This is a genomic window from Egibacter rhizosphaerae (genome assembly GCF_004322855.1).
GTDB lineage: Bacteria > Actinomycetota > Nitriliruptoria > Euzebyales > Egibacteraceae > Egibacter > Egibacter rhizosphaerae.
Genome location: NZ_CP036402.1, coordinates 1,535,731 through 1,549,869 on the forward strand (window position 1 = coordinate 1,535,731; position 14,139 = coordinate 1,549,869).

General features: G+C 70.6%; 16 protein-coding genes. 3 read left to right on the forward strand and 13 right to left on the reverse strand.

What is annotated here, in order from left to right; all coding sequences use genetic code 11:
• Window positions 1-75 precede the first annotated feature (75 nt).
• Entirely contained in the window at window positions 76-573 is a 498-nt protein-coding gene (locus ER308_RS07050; RefSeq protein ID WP_131154321.1) for an ATP-binding protein, read from the reverse strand.
• Window positions 570-911 carry an STAS domain-containing protein gene (locus ER308_RS07055; protein ID WP_131154322.1) on the reverse strand — a complete coding sequence of 114 codons (342 nt, stop codon included), beginning with the start codon at window positions 909-911 and terminating at the stop codon, window positions 570-572. Before ER308_RS07055 ends, ER308_RS07050 begins: the two co-directional genes overlap by 4 nt.
• Before the next feature lie 188 nt (window positions 912-1,099).
• On the opposite strand from ER308_RS07055, the gene ER308_RS07060 reads away from it, so the two are divergent.
• The gene (locus ER308_RS07060; RefSeq protein WP_165491882.1) at window positions 1,100-3,421 is read left to right on the forward strand and encodes a DEAD/DEAH box helicase; all 2,322 of its coding nucleotides are present in this window, start codon (window positions 1,100-1,102) and stop codon (window positions 3,419-3,421) included.
• Window positions 3,422-3,946: 525 nt separating this feature from the next.
• Here ER308_RS07060 and ER308_RS07065 read toward each other — a convergent pair.
• The 11 genes from ER308_RS07065 to ER308_RS07110 all read right to left on the reverse strand — a co-directional run bounded on the left by ER308_RS07065 (window position 3,947) and on the right by ER308_RS07110 (window position 10,243).
• A complete protein-coding gene (locus tag ER308_RS07065; RefSeq protein ID WP_131154323.1) occupies window positions 3,947-4,360 on the reverse strand; it encodes a hypothetical protein in 414 nt (137 codons plus the stop codon).
• Window positions 4,361-4,628: 268 nt separating this feature from the next.
• Window positions 4,629-5,183, reverse strand: a complete 555-nt coding sequence (locus ER308_RS07070) for a 3'-5' exonuclease (RefSeq protein ID WP_131154324.1) — start codon at window positions 5,181-5,183, stop codon at window positions 4,629-4,631.
• A 38-nt stretch (window positions 5,184-5,221) separates the two neighbouring features.
• Window positions 5,222-5,626, reverse strand: coding sequence for a hypothetical protein (locus ER308_RS07075; RefSeq protein WP_131154325.1), 405 nt, complete (start codon window positions 5,624-5,626; stop codon window positions 5,222-5,224).
• Between the two features lie 121 nt (window positions 5,627-5,747).
• On the reverse strand, window positions 5,748-6,845 hold the full coding sequence (gene dnaN, locus ER308_RS07080; protein WP_131154326.1) for a DNA polymerase III subunit beta: 1,098 nt from the start codon (window positions 6,843-6,845) through the stop codon (window positions 5,748-5,750).
• A 111-nt stretch (window positions 6,846-6,956) separates the two neighbouring features.
• Window positions 6,957-7,517 (reverse strand): LPD29 domain-containing protein, encoded by a 561-nt coding sequence (locus tag ER308_RS07085; RefSeq protein WP_131154327.1) that lies wholly within the window; start codon window positions 7,515-7,517, stop codon window positions 6,957-6,959.
• Window positions 7,518-7,813: 296 nt separating this feature from the next.
• Window positions 7,814-8,014, reverse strand: coding sequence for a hypothetical protein (locus ER308_RS07090; RefSeq protein ID WP_131154328.1), 201 nt, complete (start codon window positions 8,012-8,014; stop codon window positions 7,814-7,816).
• An 87-nt stretch (window positions 8,015-8,101) separates the two neighbouring features.
• On the reverse strand, window positions 8,102-8,401 hold the full coding sequence (locus ER308_RS07095) for a hypothetical protein (RefSeq protein WP_131154329.1): 300 nt from the start codon (window positions 8,399-8,401) through the stop codon (window positions 8,102-8,104).
• A gap of 86 nt (window positions 8,402-8,487) precedes the next feature.
• Entirely contained in the window at window positions 8,488-8,652 is a 165-nt protein-coding gene (locus ER308_RS21435; protein ID WP_165491883.1) for a hypothetical protein, read from the reverse strand.
• Window positions 8,653-8,868 carry a hypothetical protein gene (locus tag ER308_RS07100; protein WP_131154330.1) on the reverse strand — a complete coding sequence of 72 codons (216 nt, stop codon included), beginning with the start codon at window positions 8,866-8,868 and terminating at the stop codon, window positions 8,653-8,655. It lies immediately after the preceding gene.
• A gap of 1,005 nt (window positions 8,869-9,873) precedes the next feature.
• A complete protein-coding gene (locus ER308_RS07105; RefSeq protein ID WP_131154331.1) occupies window positions 9,874-10,068 on the reverse strand; it encodes a hypothetical protein in 195 nt (64 codons plus the stop codon).
• Window positions 10,061-10,243, reverse strand: a complete 183-nt coding sequence (locus ER308_RS07110) for a hypothetical protein (RefSeq protein ID WP_131154332.1) — start codon at window positions 10,241-10,243, stop codon at window positions 10,061-10,063. The genes ER308_RS07105 and ER308_RS07110 overlap by 8 nt, the downstream gene beginning before the upstream one ends.
• Window positions 10,244-10,465: 222 nt before the next feature.
• Between ER308_RS07110 and ER308_RS07115 the strand changes: the two genes are divergently transcribed.
• Entirely contained in the window at window positions 10,466-12,250 is a 1,785-nt protein-coding gene (locus tag ER308_RS07115; protein WP_131154333.1) for a hypothetical protein, read from the forward strand.
• Complete coding sequence (locus ER308_RS07120) at window positions 12,250-14,133, forward strand: hypothetical protein (RefSeq protein ID WP_131154334.1); 1,884 nt, start codon at window positions 12,250-12,252, stop codon at window positions 14,131-14,133. Before ER308_RS07115 ends, ER308_RS07120 begins: the two co-directional genes overlap by 1 nt.
• Window positions 14,134-14,139 lie beyond the last annotated feature (6 nt).

A 14,139-nucleotide genomic window follows, 5' to 3' on the forward strand; every position in this document is an offset into this window, starting at 1 on the left:
TCAGCGACGTCGCCGCCACCGGGCAGGCTAGCGAGCGGACGACACCGCGCGAGCGTCGAGTCGGTCGACGCGGCGTCAGCCGCTGGAGTCGCCTCGTGGGAACGCGGACCCGGCGGGGGAACCGTCCCCGTCGGGAGAACCGTTCCCGTCGGACGCGCCGTCGTGGTTGTCCAGTTCGACCGAGAACTTCATGTCGACACACGTCCCCCGCTCACGGACGAACATCACCTCGTCGGCGAGACCCCGGATGACGGTGACTCCGAGGCCACCTTCCTGCGTCCAGTCACGGGTGTCCGGGTCGTCGGGAGGCGGCGGCTCGAACCCGGGTCCCGTGTCGCGGATGAGCACCTGGAATTGTCCGGCCTCGGGACCGAAGGCGAGCACGATCGGTTGCTCCTCCTCGACCCGCTGGTGGGCGAGGATCGCGTTCGTCGTCGCCTCGCTCACGGCGATCTTGAGATCCTCGGCGCGGGCATCGTCGAGGCCGTGGCGGCGAGCCGCGGCCGTGACGACGAGGCGTGCGATCCCGACGTAGGCGACGTCGGGCGGCAGGCGTAGCTCGACTTCGTTCATTCCCCGTCCTGCAGCGCCTCGCTGAGTGAATCGTGGATCGGGAACACCTTGGTGAGCCCGGTGATCCGAAAGATCTTGAGGATCCGCTCCTGGTCGCAGACGAGCGCGAGCGACCCGTCGTGGGAGCGCACCCGCTTGAGGCCTCCGACGAGCACGCCCAACCCCGTCGAGTCGAGGAACTCGACCTTCGTCATGTCGACGATGATGTCGTGATGGCCGTCGCTCACCAACTCGACGAGCTGCTCGCGCAGCTTCGGGGCGGTGTAGACATCGACCTCGCCGCCGACCTCGAGGACTGTACGCGTGCCTTGGGTGTAATGATTGAGGGACAGCTCCACTGAACCTGCTCCTTCGTCCGCGCCTCGCCCGGACGATCGGCTCTCGCACCCGGAACCGTCCGGGTACCCGGGTGTGCTCGACGCTTGCAGGGGCGGCTGGGGGATGCCGCGCCACTCTCCTTTGGTGCCCGACTGTCGCGCCCGGCAAACCTGCGGGAACCGAAGGAACCGCGTGCGAGGATGGGAACGTGGACGCCGCCCGAGCCCTCGACGCCATCGCGGGCGACCTCACCGAGCGCCATCCGCCGGTTCCGGACGCCGATCGCACGATCGCGCCTCGGATCGCGGCGAGCCACCGGCTGCCCGCCCGCCCCGCGCGGACCGTGCCCCTGCCGGACGATCTTCCCCCCGTTCTGAGGCAGCGCCTCGCCGACGCGAACGTGGCGCAGCTGTTCACGCACCAAGCGGAGGCGCACGCCCGTTTGCGGGCCGGGCGGCACACCGTCGTCGCGACCGGGACCGCCAGCGGCAAGAGCCTCTGCTACCAGCTACCGCTGCTCGAGCGGCTCACGGGCGACGATCGGGCGACGGCGCTGTACCTCGCCCCGACGAAAGCACTGGCGCGCGACCAGCTGCGCGCGCTGCGCGACTTCCGGCTTCCCCACGTGCGCGCCGCGGCCTACGACGGGGACACGCCGCGCCACGAACGCGACGCGGTTCGACGTACCGCGAACGTGGTGCTCACGAACCCCGACATGCTGCACACCGGTCTGCTTCCCCATCACCGCCGCTGGGCGGACTTCCTCCACCGGCTCGAATTCGTCGTGATCGACGAGTTGCACACCGCTCGCGGGGTCTTCGGCGCCCATGTCGCGGCCGTCCTGCGCCGCCTGCGCCGCGTGGCCGAGCGGTACGGTGCCGCACCCACGTTCGCGTTCGCGAGCGCGACCATCGCGAACCCCGGCGAGCACGCCCACCACCTCACCGGGCTCGACGTCGACGAGATCACGGTCGATGGCTCACCGCGTCCCGCAGTGACCTTGTCGCTCTGGGACCCACCCCTGACCGACCCGGACGCCGGCACGCGTCGGTCGACGCTCGCCGAAACCTCGGACCTGCTGAGCGGCATGGTGCAAGCGGGCCCCGCCACGCTGGCGTTCGTGAAGTCGCGCAAGGCCGCCGAGCTGGTGGCCGCTGCGGCCCGGGAACGCGTCGGTGATCGCGTCCTCGCCTACCGAGCGGGGCTGCTGCCAGAGGAGCGGCGCCACGTGGAACGGGGCCTGACCGACGGGTCGTTGCGGGGGGTCGCGGCCACCGACGCGCTCGAACTCGGCGTGGACGTCGGCAACCTCGATGCCGTGGTGATCGCGGGATGGCCCGGAACCGCCGCTTCGCTCTGGCAGCAGGCCGGTCGCGCCGGCCGCCGGGACCGCGAGGCGGTCGTGGTGTTCGTCGCCGACGACGATCCCCTCGACCGGTACCTGCTGCGGCACCCCGAGCATCTCTGGAGCCGTCCGCTGGAGGCCGCCACCGCCGATGTGTCGAACCCGCACGTGCTCGCGCCGCACGTGCGATGCGCGGCCTTCGAGCTGCCGGTGGCCGACGAGGAGGAGGCCTGCCTGCTCGGGACCGATGCACGGGCGGTGCTCGCCGCCGAGGAGGAGGCCGGGCGGCTGCGCCGCAGGGGCGACAAGCGGTACTGGGCCGGACGCGGGTCGCCGGCGGGCAACGTCGCCATCCGCTCGGCCGGCGGCGAGCCCTTCCGCATCGTGCACGCGGCCACGGGGGAGTTGATCGGCGACGTCGACGAGGCGCGTGCGTTCCGGACGGTGCACCCGGGAGCGGTGTACGTGCACCAGGGCGCGGTGTACGCGGTGGACGACCTCGACCTCGACGACCGCATCGCGGCGGTCTCGCCGTACGACGGAGACGTGACCACCCACCCTCGTGTCGACACCGACGTAACCGTCGCGGATGTCGCCGAGGAGGAGGCTTGGGGGCGGTGCGGCCTCGCGCGTGGCCGCGTCGAGGTCACGACCCAGGTGCTCGCCTACGAGCGGCGGCGGCTGTTCACCGGCGAGTCCCTGGGCGTCGTCGACCTCGACCTGCCGCGCTCGCGCCTGGACACCCGAGCATTCTGGTTGACGATTGCGGCCGACGTGCTCGCCGAGGCCGGGCTCCCCAACAACGAGCGCGCGGTGGCGGGAGCCGCCCACGCGGCCGAGCACGCGGCGATCGGACTACTGCCGCTCACCACCATGTGCGACCGCTGGGACGTCGGCGGTCTGTCGACGCCCTGGCACCCCGACACGGGCGCGGCGACGATCTTCGTCTACGACGGTTATCCCGGCGGCGCCGGGATCGCCGACCGGGCGTTCAGGGCGGGCGTGACGCACTTGGTCGCGACCCGCGACGCCGTCGCGGGATGCGGGTGCACCGAGGGATGTCCCTCCTGTGTGCAATCACCGAAGTGCGGCAACGGCAACGAGCCGTTGGACAAGGCCGGCGCGGTGCGACTGCTCTCGGCGGTACTGGACGAGCTCGCCGAGCCGAGCGAGTCCGCCGGATGACTCCCGGCGTCGCCCGAGACGCGGCTCTTGGGGATCTGCCGTGACCGACGGCCGCCGCGGCCGGTCCCCCGTCCGCGGGGGGATCCGGGGTCGACTCGGGCGGGGAGAGCTCGGCGCTGGCACGCGAGCGCACCTCCGGGGTGACGAGTCGGGTGAGCTCGGCGGTCGGCTCGGCCGCGACGACGACGGTCGCCGAGAGCAGGTCGGCATCGAGGTCGCGCAACCGGGCGCCGTTGGCCCTCGCCAGTCGTCGCGCGGCCACCTCGGCATCCCCCGTTCCCCCTGCCAGCGGAGAGGCACCCGCAGCGGCCAGCGCCGCGGCGTCCGCAGCCGTTTGCGCGCGGGCGTGCGCGAGCGCCAGGTCGGCGAGCGCGACGCACGACACGAGCAGGGCCGGCAGGAGTGCCAGCATGGAGCCCACGAGCAGGACGGCCACACTGCCCTCGTCGTCCCCGCTCGTCGGTGGACGACCCGTTGGCGCACGTCCCCCTGCGTCGAAGCCTCGCGATCGTCGTTGCGGCGCTCTCACGGGGGCTCCTCGACCTGCATCGTCGCCTCGACCTCGGGCAGCCACGCGGGTCCGAACGGCTCGGGCAGCACCCGGGCCTGCAGCCGAACCCTCGCGGTGACCGGTTGGCCGGGTTGCGGACTCGCCGGCTCCACGACGAGCTCGTAGGGGGCCGGCGCGGCGTCCGCGACCGCCTGCTCCGCCGCAGCGGTATCGCCGACCGCGGCGTGACGCGCCGCGTCACGCGCGAGGGTCTGCGCGGCGACCACGTCGGCACCGACGACCGCGGAGAGTGCGACGGCAACCGCGAGCAGCACGACGACGGGCAACAAGAGGGCGAGCTCGACGGCCTGGCTGCCCCGTTCCGCCCACCGGTGGTCGCGTCGGGGGACGCGCCTGCGCGCGTCCCCCGACCGGGAGCTCAGAACCATCCGCCGACGGTGTCGCCGAGCGTGTCGACCACCGCATCGACGATGATCCGCAGCACGTCGGGCTCGGTGAAGATCTCCACCAGCCCGCCACACGCAGCGGCGCTCACACCGCCCAGCATCGCGTACTCCACACCTACGGGATGGCCTTGTGCGTGGCACTGGCTGGACTGGTTTGTTGCTGGTCTCGGGGCTTGTGGAGTTCACGGGGTGGCCTTGTGTTGCCACGTGGCGGGTTGTTCGTGGCAGTACGGTGGCAGCACGGGCGGTCTCACGAGGCCGCCTCGGTGAGCGCGAGGTACCACCTGCGGACCCAGCGGGCGTCGCCGAGGGCGGTGTGCCGCTCGTCGTCGCTGACTGGTTCGACGCCGCAGGCGCGCGCGAGGTCATCCGAGCGCCACGGCAGCGGCAGGTCCGGCATCGGCTCCCCGCAGTCGGCCCGCCCGTTGAGGTAGCCGACGGCCATCGCCTCCACGTCGATCAAGTGATAGTGCCACGCAGGCGCCTGGCCCCAGTCGCGCAGGAACCGGTCAAGGAACGCAGCATCGAAGCTCGGCACCGCGCCGACGAGGTGCGCGCCCGCGAGCACCGGCGCGATCCGATCCGCTACGTGGGGCGGGTACTCCCACGTCCACTCGAAGGTCTCTGTGCGGTGGTAGAAGCCGGTCATGCGCAGCGCGGTAGGGTCCGCGGTCCTCAGTGAGGGCTTCGGTCGGTAGACGCGCTCGTCGGATTCGCCGTCGACGATGAGGGCGATCTCCCACGGCTCGTGGCGGTCCGGGTCGAGCCCGGTGGTTTCGATGTCGAGGAACACGAGGCGGCTCATGGCGCGCGTCCTTTCGTGCGTCGAGCGTGTCGGTCGGCCTAGGGGCTGTCGCCATTGGCGAGGCGGACGAGCTGTTCGGCGTCTGTGACCGTGCTGGCAATGGCGACGGGAGCGGTTCCGGGGGCCTGCCCATAGATGACCGCGCCGACGTTGCGGAACGAGGCCCGGAGGTCCGTGCGAGTGGGAACAGCAGCACGCACGATCGACCCCCTAGGCAGCCAGCGGAGCCGGTCTAGCGAGTAGTTGGCGACTGGGGAGACCTCCTCCCACGAGTCACCGAAGATCACGTCGCCGGCATGGTCGAACATCGGGTCGTCGGCGAGTCGGATGAAGCCGAAGTCGGTGCCGGCCCACACGTAGTCGCCCGCGCGCAGCTCCTCGACGGGCAGCAGCACGGTCCGCGTGCCCGTCGGCGCCTCGATCTCGTCTTCTGGCGATTCCATCGAATCCGGGTGCATCGTCGTCCCTCCATCCACGATCGACCGATTAGGGCGGCTGGCCCGCCGGTCCGGTCCCCTTCCCCAAAGACCATCCCGGCGGGCCAGCCTCGGATGCCCGCCCGCGCTATACGCGGACCGGCATCAACAAGTACCCGAACTCATCACCCCCCTCCGCGTCTCGGATCACTGCGGGCTTCACCTCGTCGCGAAGTTCGACGGTCACCCGGTCTCCGTCGAGCATCCCGAGCCCACCGGTGAGGTAGCGCGGGTTGAACGCGATCCGTTCGGGGGGCTCGCCGCCTGTCTCGACTGCGACCGATTCGCTGGCCTCGCCGGTCTCGCCCGTGCCGCCCTCAACCGTGAGTCGGCCGCTGTCGATCGCGAGGACGACGGGCTGCGTTCCGGTGAGCGAGCCGATCCGGTCGACGACCTTGCGCAGTCGCTGGCGGTCGACGGTGACCGCGCCCTCGGTCTTGTCGGGCCAGAACTGCGGGTAGTCGGGGAACTTGCCGACGATGGTGCGCGAGTGCCACGTGAGCGTGAGTCGGCCGGTCGCCCCGTGGAACCACGCAGCCTGCAGTCCCGCGCCGGGATTGTCGGCCCCCGGGGCGGCGGTCAGCGTCTTGACCTTCGACTTGCGGACCGCGTCGAGCGCGCGGCTCGGCACGAGGCGGTGCAGGTGCGACGAGGTGGCGGCCCACGCGAGCCGGTAGCTGTCGGTCGCCACGATCCCGTCGTCACCGAACCACACCCCGGTGAGAACCGGCCGCGCGTCGTCCGAGCTGGCGGTCTCGACCATCGCCGCGAACCATGCGAGGTGGTCCGAGTGGTCGCGCCAGTCGACCCCGTCGGGCTGCGGCAGCGGCGGGTAGTCGTCGGCCGGCATCGTCCGCAGCGACACGTCCGCGTCGCCCGAGACGATGCGGAGCCGGTCGGGGTCGCCGTTGACGTGCAGCGTCACCGTGTCGCCGTCAACTTTGCGCGCGATCTTGTCGAGCGCGGCGAACGGCACGAGCGCGTGGCCGTCGTCGAGCGCGTCGGCAGTGTCGACGCGCGCCCACGTGGTGAGTTCGAGGTCGGTTGTGGCGAGCGTGACGCCGTCGATGCTGTCGACGGTGACGCGGACCCCGGAAAGTGCGGGTAGGTTTGCGCGGTTGCCGAGGCTGCGCTTGGTTTCGGCGAGCGCGGTTTTCAGGTCGCGCGTGGCGAGTGTGGCTTTCATCGCTGATCCCTCCGTGTTGGCGGTACAGGGCTAGGTGGCCTCGTTGGGCTATGGGGCCACCGGGACGCCCACACCTCCCCCGCCTGGTGGGTGTGGGCGCCGCGCTGGCACCTAGCTCGCGGATCGCATCACCTCCTTGTTCGTCGGTCGTATCTGGCCGTTTCGGATCTCGATCTCCGCTGCGCACTCGATCGAGCACGCCCACACGCGCTCGCCGTCTCGGCCGCGCGCGCCCCATCCCGGATCGTCGAATCCGCGGGCGGCACATCCGCGCCCGTAGCATCCGATCCCGTTCCCCCCGATCACCTGCCGCCCCTGGTGCGCGATGAAGTCCTTAGCGGCACGCACGAACTCGGGAGATAGCTGGCGGTGGGTGAAGATGAAGTCCGCGCCGTGGTGCACGGCCTCAACGGTGCCGTCCTGGTGCGCGAGGATGGAATCTCGGTAGTGCTTGCAGTCGGTCATGCCGTCGAAGTCGGCGCCCTCGTATAGCGAGGTGGCCGCGCGGACTTCGTCGTCGGTGGGCCCGTCGGTCCATGAGACTCGGAGGCTTGCCCCTCCGGCGTACTTGCTCGTGCGGACGCTGAACTTGGCGCTGGGAAAGGTGGCGCGGAGGTGTTTGCGTAGCAGCTTGGCGGTCTCGGTTGGGGCGAGGTATCGGCGGTGCGTCATGGCTGATCCCTCCTATGTGGGCTGACGGGTACAGGGTACACCCGTTGCGGGTACGGTGTCAACCTGTTATGTGAGGCGCGCCTCATCGATGCCCGGCCAGGGGACCGAGGCAGACGACAACGGCGAGGGATACGGGCGATGCTCCACAACCTCGCCCCACTCGCCCTGGCCGGCACATCCGCGCGTATCGTCCTCGGCCCACCACGAAGTGTGGGTTTGCCCGTCGGCGGCCTCGTCGGTCTCGTATGTGATCGCGAGGCCGCAGTAACGGCACCGCGAGACAGGTGCAGCTTCCATCACCGACTCCCTCCGGTCGACTGCCCATCAAAGTGCACGCTGACGTGCCCGTAGGTCTCCGCCCCGTAGTGCACATCGCGGAGACCGTGCTCCCTGCGGATCGCCCAGCCGATCACGCGGCCCCAGTCGTCGGACCAGAACACGCGGCCGCGGTCGCTGACCTCGAACGTGGCGCCGTCGATCGTGACTTGTGTTGCCATCGCTGATCCCTCCCATTGGCGCCTCGGGCTAGTGGCACCGTCGAGCCCACACGCCGCACCGTGGCGCGTATGGGCTCTGCGCTGCCGCTACTCGAAGGCGATCCGGGCGGCCGCGCGCTCGCACGCCACCGCCTCACGCTCGCGACCGTTCGCGGCCAACACCTCCGACTCATGCATCAACCGAGCCGACGCCTCCACGGGCCCCAACGGCGACGAGCTGCCCGCCGCCGCGGCGATCTTGTCGGCCGTGGTGCGCATGTTGTGCGCGCGGATCCGCGCGAGCGTGCCCGCCTCCGACACCTCCACGGCATCGGCCGCGCGGTGCAGGTCGTCGGCGAGCTGGTCGACGCGCACGCGCGCCTCGGTGAGAGTGGTCACAGTGTCCATCGCTGATCCCTTCTGATCCGTCCTACAGGGGTGGCGCCTAGCGGCACCGAGACGCCCACGCGCGAGGCATGAGCGCCGCGCTGCAGCTACTCCGCCTCCCGCTCGTGGCGTCCCGCGTCCGCCCGCGCGACGGCGAGAACGTCGATATCCCCGCCGTCGCGCTCCGGCCCGTGCGAGCCGCACGTGACACACTCCGCACGCGTGACCTGCCGCCCGTCACGATCGAACGTGCGTACCCGTGTCGCGTGCACCTAGACCACCTCCCGCTCGCCCCACGCGCGCTCCGCCTCCGCGCGCGCCGCATCCCGCGCCGCAGCGAACGCATCACCGCGCAACGCCTGAGCAGTCCCGTCGAACGGCTCACCGCTCGCATCGAACAACGCCACCAGCCCACTGCCACGCATCGACACCCGCACGAGGCCGTTGCGCATCGCCTCCGCACGAGCCCTACCAACCATCGTCCGCATCGCCAATCCCTCCCTAGCTCCACAAGGCCAACCTGTACCGTGCGACCGCATCGTAACCCCCGAGCGCAACAGGGTCAACCTGTTACCGGCACGGGGTGCACCCACCGCACACCCAAACCCAACCAACCCAACCACCCCCACCCACCAACCACAACCAGTCAAACCTGACAGCCATCGTCGGCGAGCGTGAGCGGATAGGGGGTGGGGGGTTGCTCATCGAGGCAACCGGCCGATGTGCCGACCCCCCACCCCCCGCTCACGCCCTGACTGTGGGGTTGTGGGTGTGGTGGACGGTGGGGGTTGTGGTGGTGTTGTGGGGGTCACTAGGCGGGTGGCTGGTGGGTTGGGGGGGGTGTTGTTGGGGGTGTGTGCTGGGGTTTTGGGGTGGGTGGGGTTCGGCGGTTGGCCCTACGTCCCCGCCGCCCGCCCGCCGGTCCGTTTTTTCGCAGCGATCTCCTGCGTGGTGTCTTCGCGCCCGGGGCTTCTGGTATGGCGCGTGGTTTTGTGCCCCCCGTTCTGAGCCCTAAAGGATCGCAGGCCGTTCTTTGTCTCACGCTAGGGGCGTCACTCCGACCTTGAGGCCCCCCGACTCGCCGTAGCCCGCTGCGCTCGTCCACCTGCTGTGGGTGCTGTCCAGCGGTACGCGTGCGGGTCTGGGGGCCGTGGCTTGTCTCTTAGCTCACAGTTCCGGCCGGTTACGTTTCCCTAGCGGGCTGCCATCGGTTGCCCCGCTCCTCGCCGGGACGCGCGCCGGCAGCAGCGCGCTGTTTCGGGCATCGCGCGTGTTCCCAGCGGTAGCCGGGTTCGCTGATGCCTGAGCCTTGGATGAGTTGCCCGGTTGCGATGCGGTGTTCGCACGCGGGGCAGGCGCCCGGGTGTCGTGCTCGGGTGACGCCGGGCGCGTATTCGAGGTCGCGGGAGGGCGCGTAGGCAGGTGAGCCGCGTCGGCCGCGTTCGCGGCTGCGCGCCTTCTCCCAGTCGAGCCCCTTCGCCATCGTGGAGCGCCTAGCCGCGCTTGCCGCGCCGGTAGTTGCCGCGGCTGGGCTGTCGCCTGCGCGCCCCACCCGAGTTCGTGCCGCTGCGTTGGTTGCGGCGCTGGCGGCGCGGCGGGTTGGGCTGGAACGTGTCGTAGAAGCCGCGCCCGTCGGTGCGTGGCGTGGGCGCGGCTGCGGGCGGCTGGTCGGCGTAGTGGCTAGGCACGAGTCGCCTCCTCCGCGGTGGGTTGGGGGATGCGGTCGTCGAACGCGAAGAAGATCCAGATGGCGATGGCGAGGCTGGTGGGCCAGCCGATGTAGCTCGCGAGCCACGGTGCGAGGGCGGTGAGGGTGAGCACGCTGGCGGCTCGGGAGACTCGTTCGGTCGCCTTGTCGTTCACAGCCCCTCCTTGTGGTCCCGTCGTCTGGGGGGCACGAGGGTGGCACAGGCTCTGGTTGTGGTCAACGACCTCGGCCATAAGAAAGCCCCCAGGGCCGGCGGGGACCCTGGGGGCTTTCACCCCAAGCGACGTCACGCACCCGAAGGGCCGTTGCGACGCGTGGGAGTGTGACAGGGCTGCGCTGTGTCGTCAACAGGGTGAAGGCGTGTACCCTCGCGGGCGATGAGCGCGACCGACAACCTCACGCCGCACGCGCGGAACACGGCGCGGATCTCTCAGGCGGCGGAGAAACGCAAGGCCGACTGGCTGCAGTTCCGCCACGCCGGCCACACGGTGGCGGGCGCGTGCCAGGAGGTCGGTGTCGCGCTGAACACGTATCAGCGGTGGCGTCAGCGCGACCCGGAGTTCGCGGCGCGCGCCGACCTGGCGGGGCAGCGGGCGCGCGGCGACGCGTCCGGGTTCAACGGGACGTTGCAGGACTTCGAGCGCGCGTTCATCCCGAGCCCGGAGGGCGGACGGGTCGAGCAGAGTTTCTACACCGCGGCGATCCATCGCGCGCTTGAGGGCACGCGCGAGGGCGAGATCACGCTGGTGTTGTTGCCGCCGGGCGCTCGGAAGACGACGACGTTGGAGAACTGGGCGGTCGGCAAGCTCGCGACCGACCCGAATCATCGCATCCTGAACATCTCCAAGAGCCTCGACCACGCGAAGAAGTCGGTCGGGCGGATGCAGGCGCTGCTCACCGACACGAGTTTGACGGCGGAGATGATCGCGAGGTTCGGCCCGTTCAAGGAGTACGGGCAGGAGAAGCGCGGCAAGCCGTGGGCGCAGGACCATTTCACGGTCGCCACGTCGACGCTGTCGCACCGCGACTATTCGATGACCGCGCGCGGGTGGACGTCGCAGATCTACGGGTCGCGTGCGGACACGATCATCATCGACGACCCGCAGACGATCGACGACGTCGACCAGACCGAGAAGAAGCTCGACAAGCTCCGCCTCGACATCTTCACTCGCCGGCCCGGTCCGGGTCGCGGGCGCGTGGTGATCTTGGGAACGCGCCTCGACCACGGCGACCTGTACGAGCGACTGATCGAGGAGGACGTCGTCGACCACTACCTCAAGTTCCCGGTGGTCGACGGCGACGGCGAGCCGGTCGACCCGGTGGTGTTCCCCAAGGAGCATCTGCCGAAGGTGCGCAAGCAGGTCGGCGAGCAGTCGTGGGCGGCGGCGTACATGATGCGCCCGAAGCTCGGCGAGAACGCGACGTTCCCCAGCGACGCGCTCGACGAGTGCAAGCAGCCGGCGATGGCGGCGGGCCCGCTGGCTGAGCACGAGCAGGCCGCGCCGGTGGTGATCGGCGTCGACCCGAACTTGGGGGCGGGCTACACGAGCTTGTGCGCGCTGGCCTATTGGCCGGATCGCGCGCGCGTGCTCGACAGTCACGAGTGGTACGGGCTGTCGCGCACCGAGGACATTCTCGACCGGTTGGAGCGGTGGGCGAGCGCGTATCGGCCGGTCGATGTGCGCATCGAGATCAACGCGTTCCAGCGGGGGTTGCAGAAGGACGAGCGGTTGCGCGCGCTCGCGCGCGAGTACGGGTTCTCGATTCGTGAGCACACGACCGACAAGAAGAAGGTCTCCCACGACCTCGAACAGCTCGGCATCGCGACGATGGCGCGCAGCTTTTTGAAACGCGAGATCGAGGTCCCGTGGCACCGCGACGGCGAGTGCGACGTCGCGTCGTGCTCGGCGTGCCACGAGCTTCCCGATTCGCGCGAGGTCGGGTGGACGCGGCGGCGCATGGAGCCGCTGGTGCAGGAACTTGAGGCGTGGCGGCCGGTGCGCGGCTCGCGGTTGAAGCAGGACCGCGTCATGTCGTTGTGGATCGCATGGATCAGGTGGCAGCAGATGCGCCCGACCGCGCCGTCCGACGATTCGCAGTGGGACCGGCCGACCGGCTGGAAGCCGGTGGCGTACACGCCGTTGACTTCGGGGAGGCGCTGATGGTCCGCCCGGCGCGCGACGACAAGTTCGAGGAGATCCTGCACAAGGTGCGGACGCGCCGCGACGGCGACTCGCAGCGCATCCGCGAGATGATCGAGGTGCGCGACCGCTACGAGGGCGATTGGAGCGTGCCGATCCCCGAGGTCGACGACGAGGAGGAGCTGGACGCGCCCGTGCCGTTCCTGCTCGCCGACGCGATCGACCAGACGGCGATGCGCGCGGCGTCGGTGATGCCGCACGTGGAGGTGCCGAAGGTCGTCGGCGACGGGGTGACGCACGAGACCGCGGCCGACTGGGCGCGTCGGCGCCGCAAGAACCTCTACTCGGCGTGGGACTACTCGGCGCTGCCGATCTTGATGGCGCGCGCGTTCCGCCACTACGCGGGCTATGGGTCGATGGCGTTCGCGGTGGTGCCCGACTTCGAGGAGCGCCGGTCGCGCATCGTGCTGCGCGATCCGCTGTCGAGCTACCCGGAGCCGCGCGACGCCGAGGAGGTCCGCGCGCCGCGCGACTGCGCGTTCGTGTACGGCAAGACGCGCGCCGAACTGCTCGCCCAGTACGGCGACGACGTGCGCGACGTGCTCGACAACTACCGCGTCAACCCCGAGTCGCAGGTGTGGGACGTGTTCGAGTGGATCGACGAGGACGAGATCGTCCTCGGGATCCTCGGGCCTCGCCAGCCCGACTGGTCGCGCACCCGCAACTTCCTGGCCGACAAGCCCGAGGTGTCCGCGCCGCTGCACCGGTGGCCGAACCGCGCGGGCCGGTGCACCGCGCACGTGCCCTACCGGGTGACGTTGAACCGCGTGATGGCGCAGGTGAAGAACGCGGTGCCGGTCTCGGACCTGTGGGCGAAGATGATGGCGCTCGACGTGAAGGCCGCCGAGAAGACCGTGTTCCAGGACCGCTACCTCGTCGGCAGCGAAAACGAGGACCCGCAGATCGTGTCGCACGACGGGAACTGGCAGCCGGGCCACACGGGCCGTATGAATCGGCTGCGCGGCGTGGCGCAGCTCGGCGTGCTGCAGGACGGGCCGGGGCCGGCGGCGCAGCCGGTGATCGACCGGTTGGAGCGCGGCGTGCGCGCGAACGCGGGCGCGTTGCCGCAGTTCCAGGGCGAGACGCCGTCGAGCCTGCGGACCGGGCGCGCGCTCGACGCGATGCAGGACATGAGCCTCGACCCGCGCATCCAAGAGATGCACACCGTCTCCGAGTACGCGCTGCGCACGGTCAACGAGATGGTGTTCGCTGTCGACGAGGGCTATTGGCCGCGGCGCAGGCACCAGCGGTTCTCGGGGTGGCCCGCCGACCGGGGCGTGTTCGCGTTCGAGCCCGCCAAGCACAACCAGACCGCCGACGGTGGCCGCAACAATGCGGTGAGCTACGCGATCGCGGGTGCCGATGTGACGCAGACGACGACGGCGATCGGGTCGATGGTCGGCGCGAACCTGCTCGACCGCAAGACCGCGCGGATTAAGCATCCGATGATCGCCGACCACGAGGAGGCCGAGCATCAGATCCACCTCGAACGGTTGGAGGACGCGTTCGGGGTGAGCTTCGCGCAGCAGGTCGCGGGCGGCGAGATCTTGGTGCAGGACGCGGTCGAGGCGATCCGGGCGATGCAGCGCGGCGAGTCGCAGGTCGACGCGGTGCAGCGCGCGCAGGAGGCCGCGCAGGAACGCGAGGCCGATCAGATGCAGCAGATGCAGGACGATCCGCAGGCGCCGCAGGCGCAGCCGGGGTTGCAGCCGGCCGCGCCCGCGGAGGAGGCGATGCAGGCGCGCCAGGAGGCTGCGCCGCAGCTGTCGCCGGTCGAGGGACCGACGACGGGGCAGGAGCGGTTGCGTCAGCTCGCGACCGCGTTGCGGGCGAGCCCGAGCTAAGGAGGC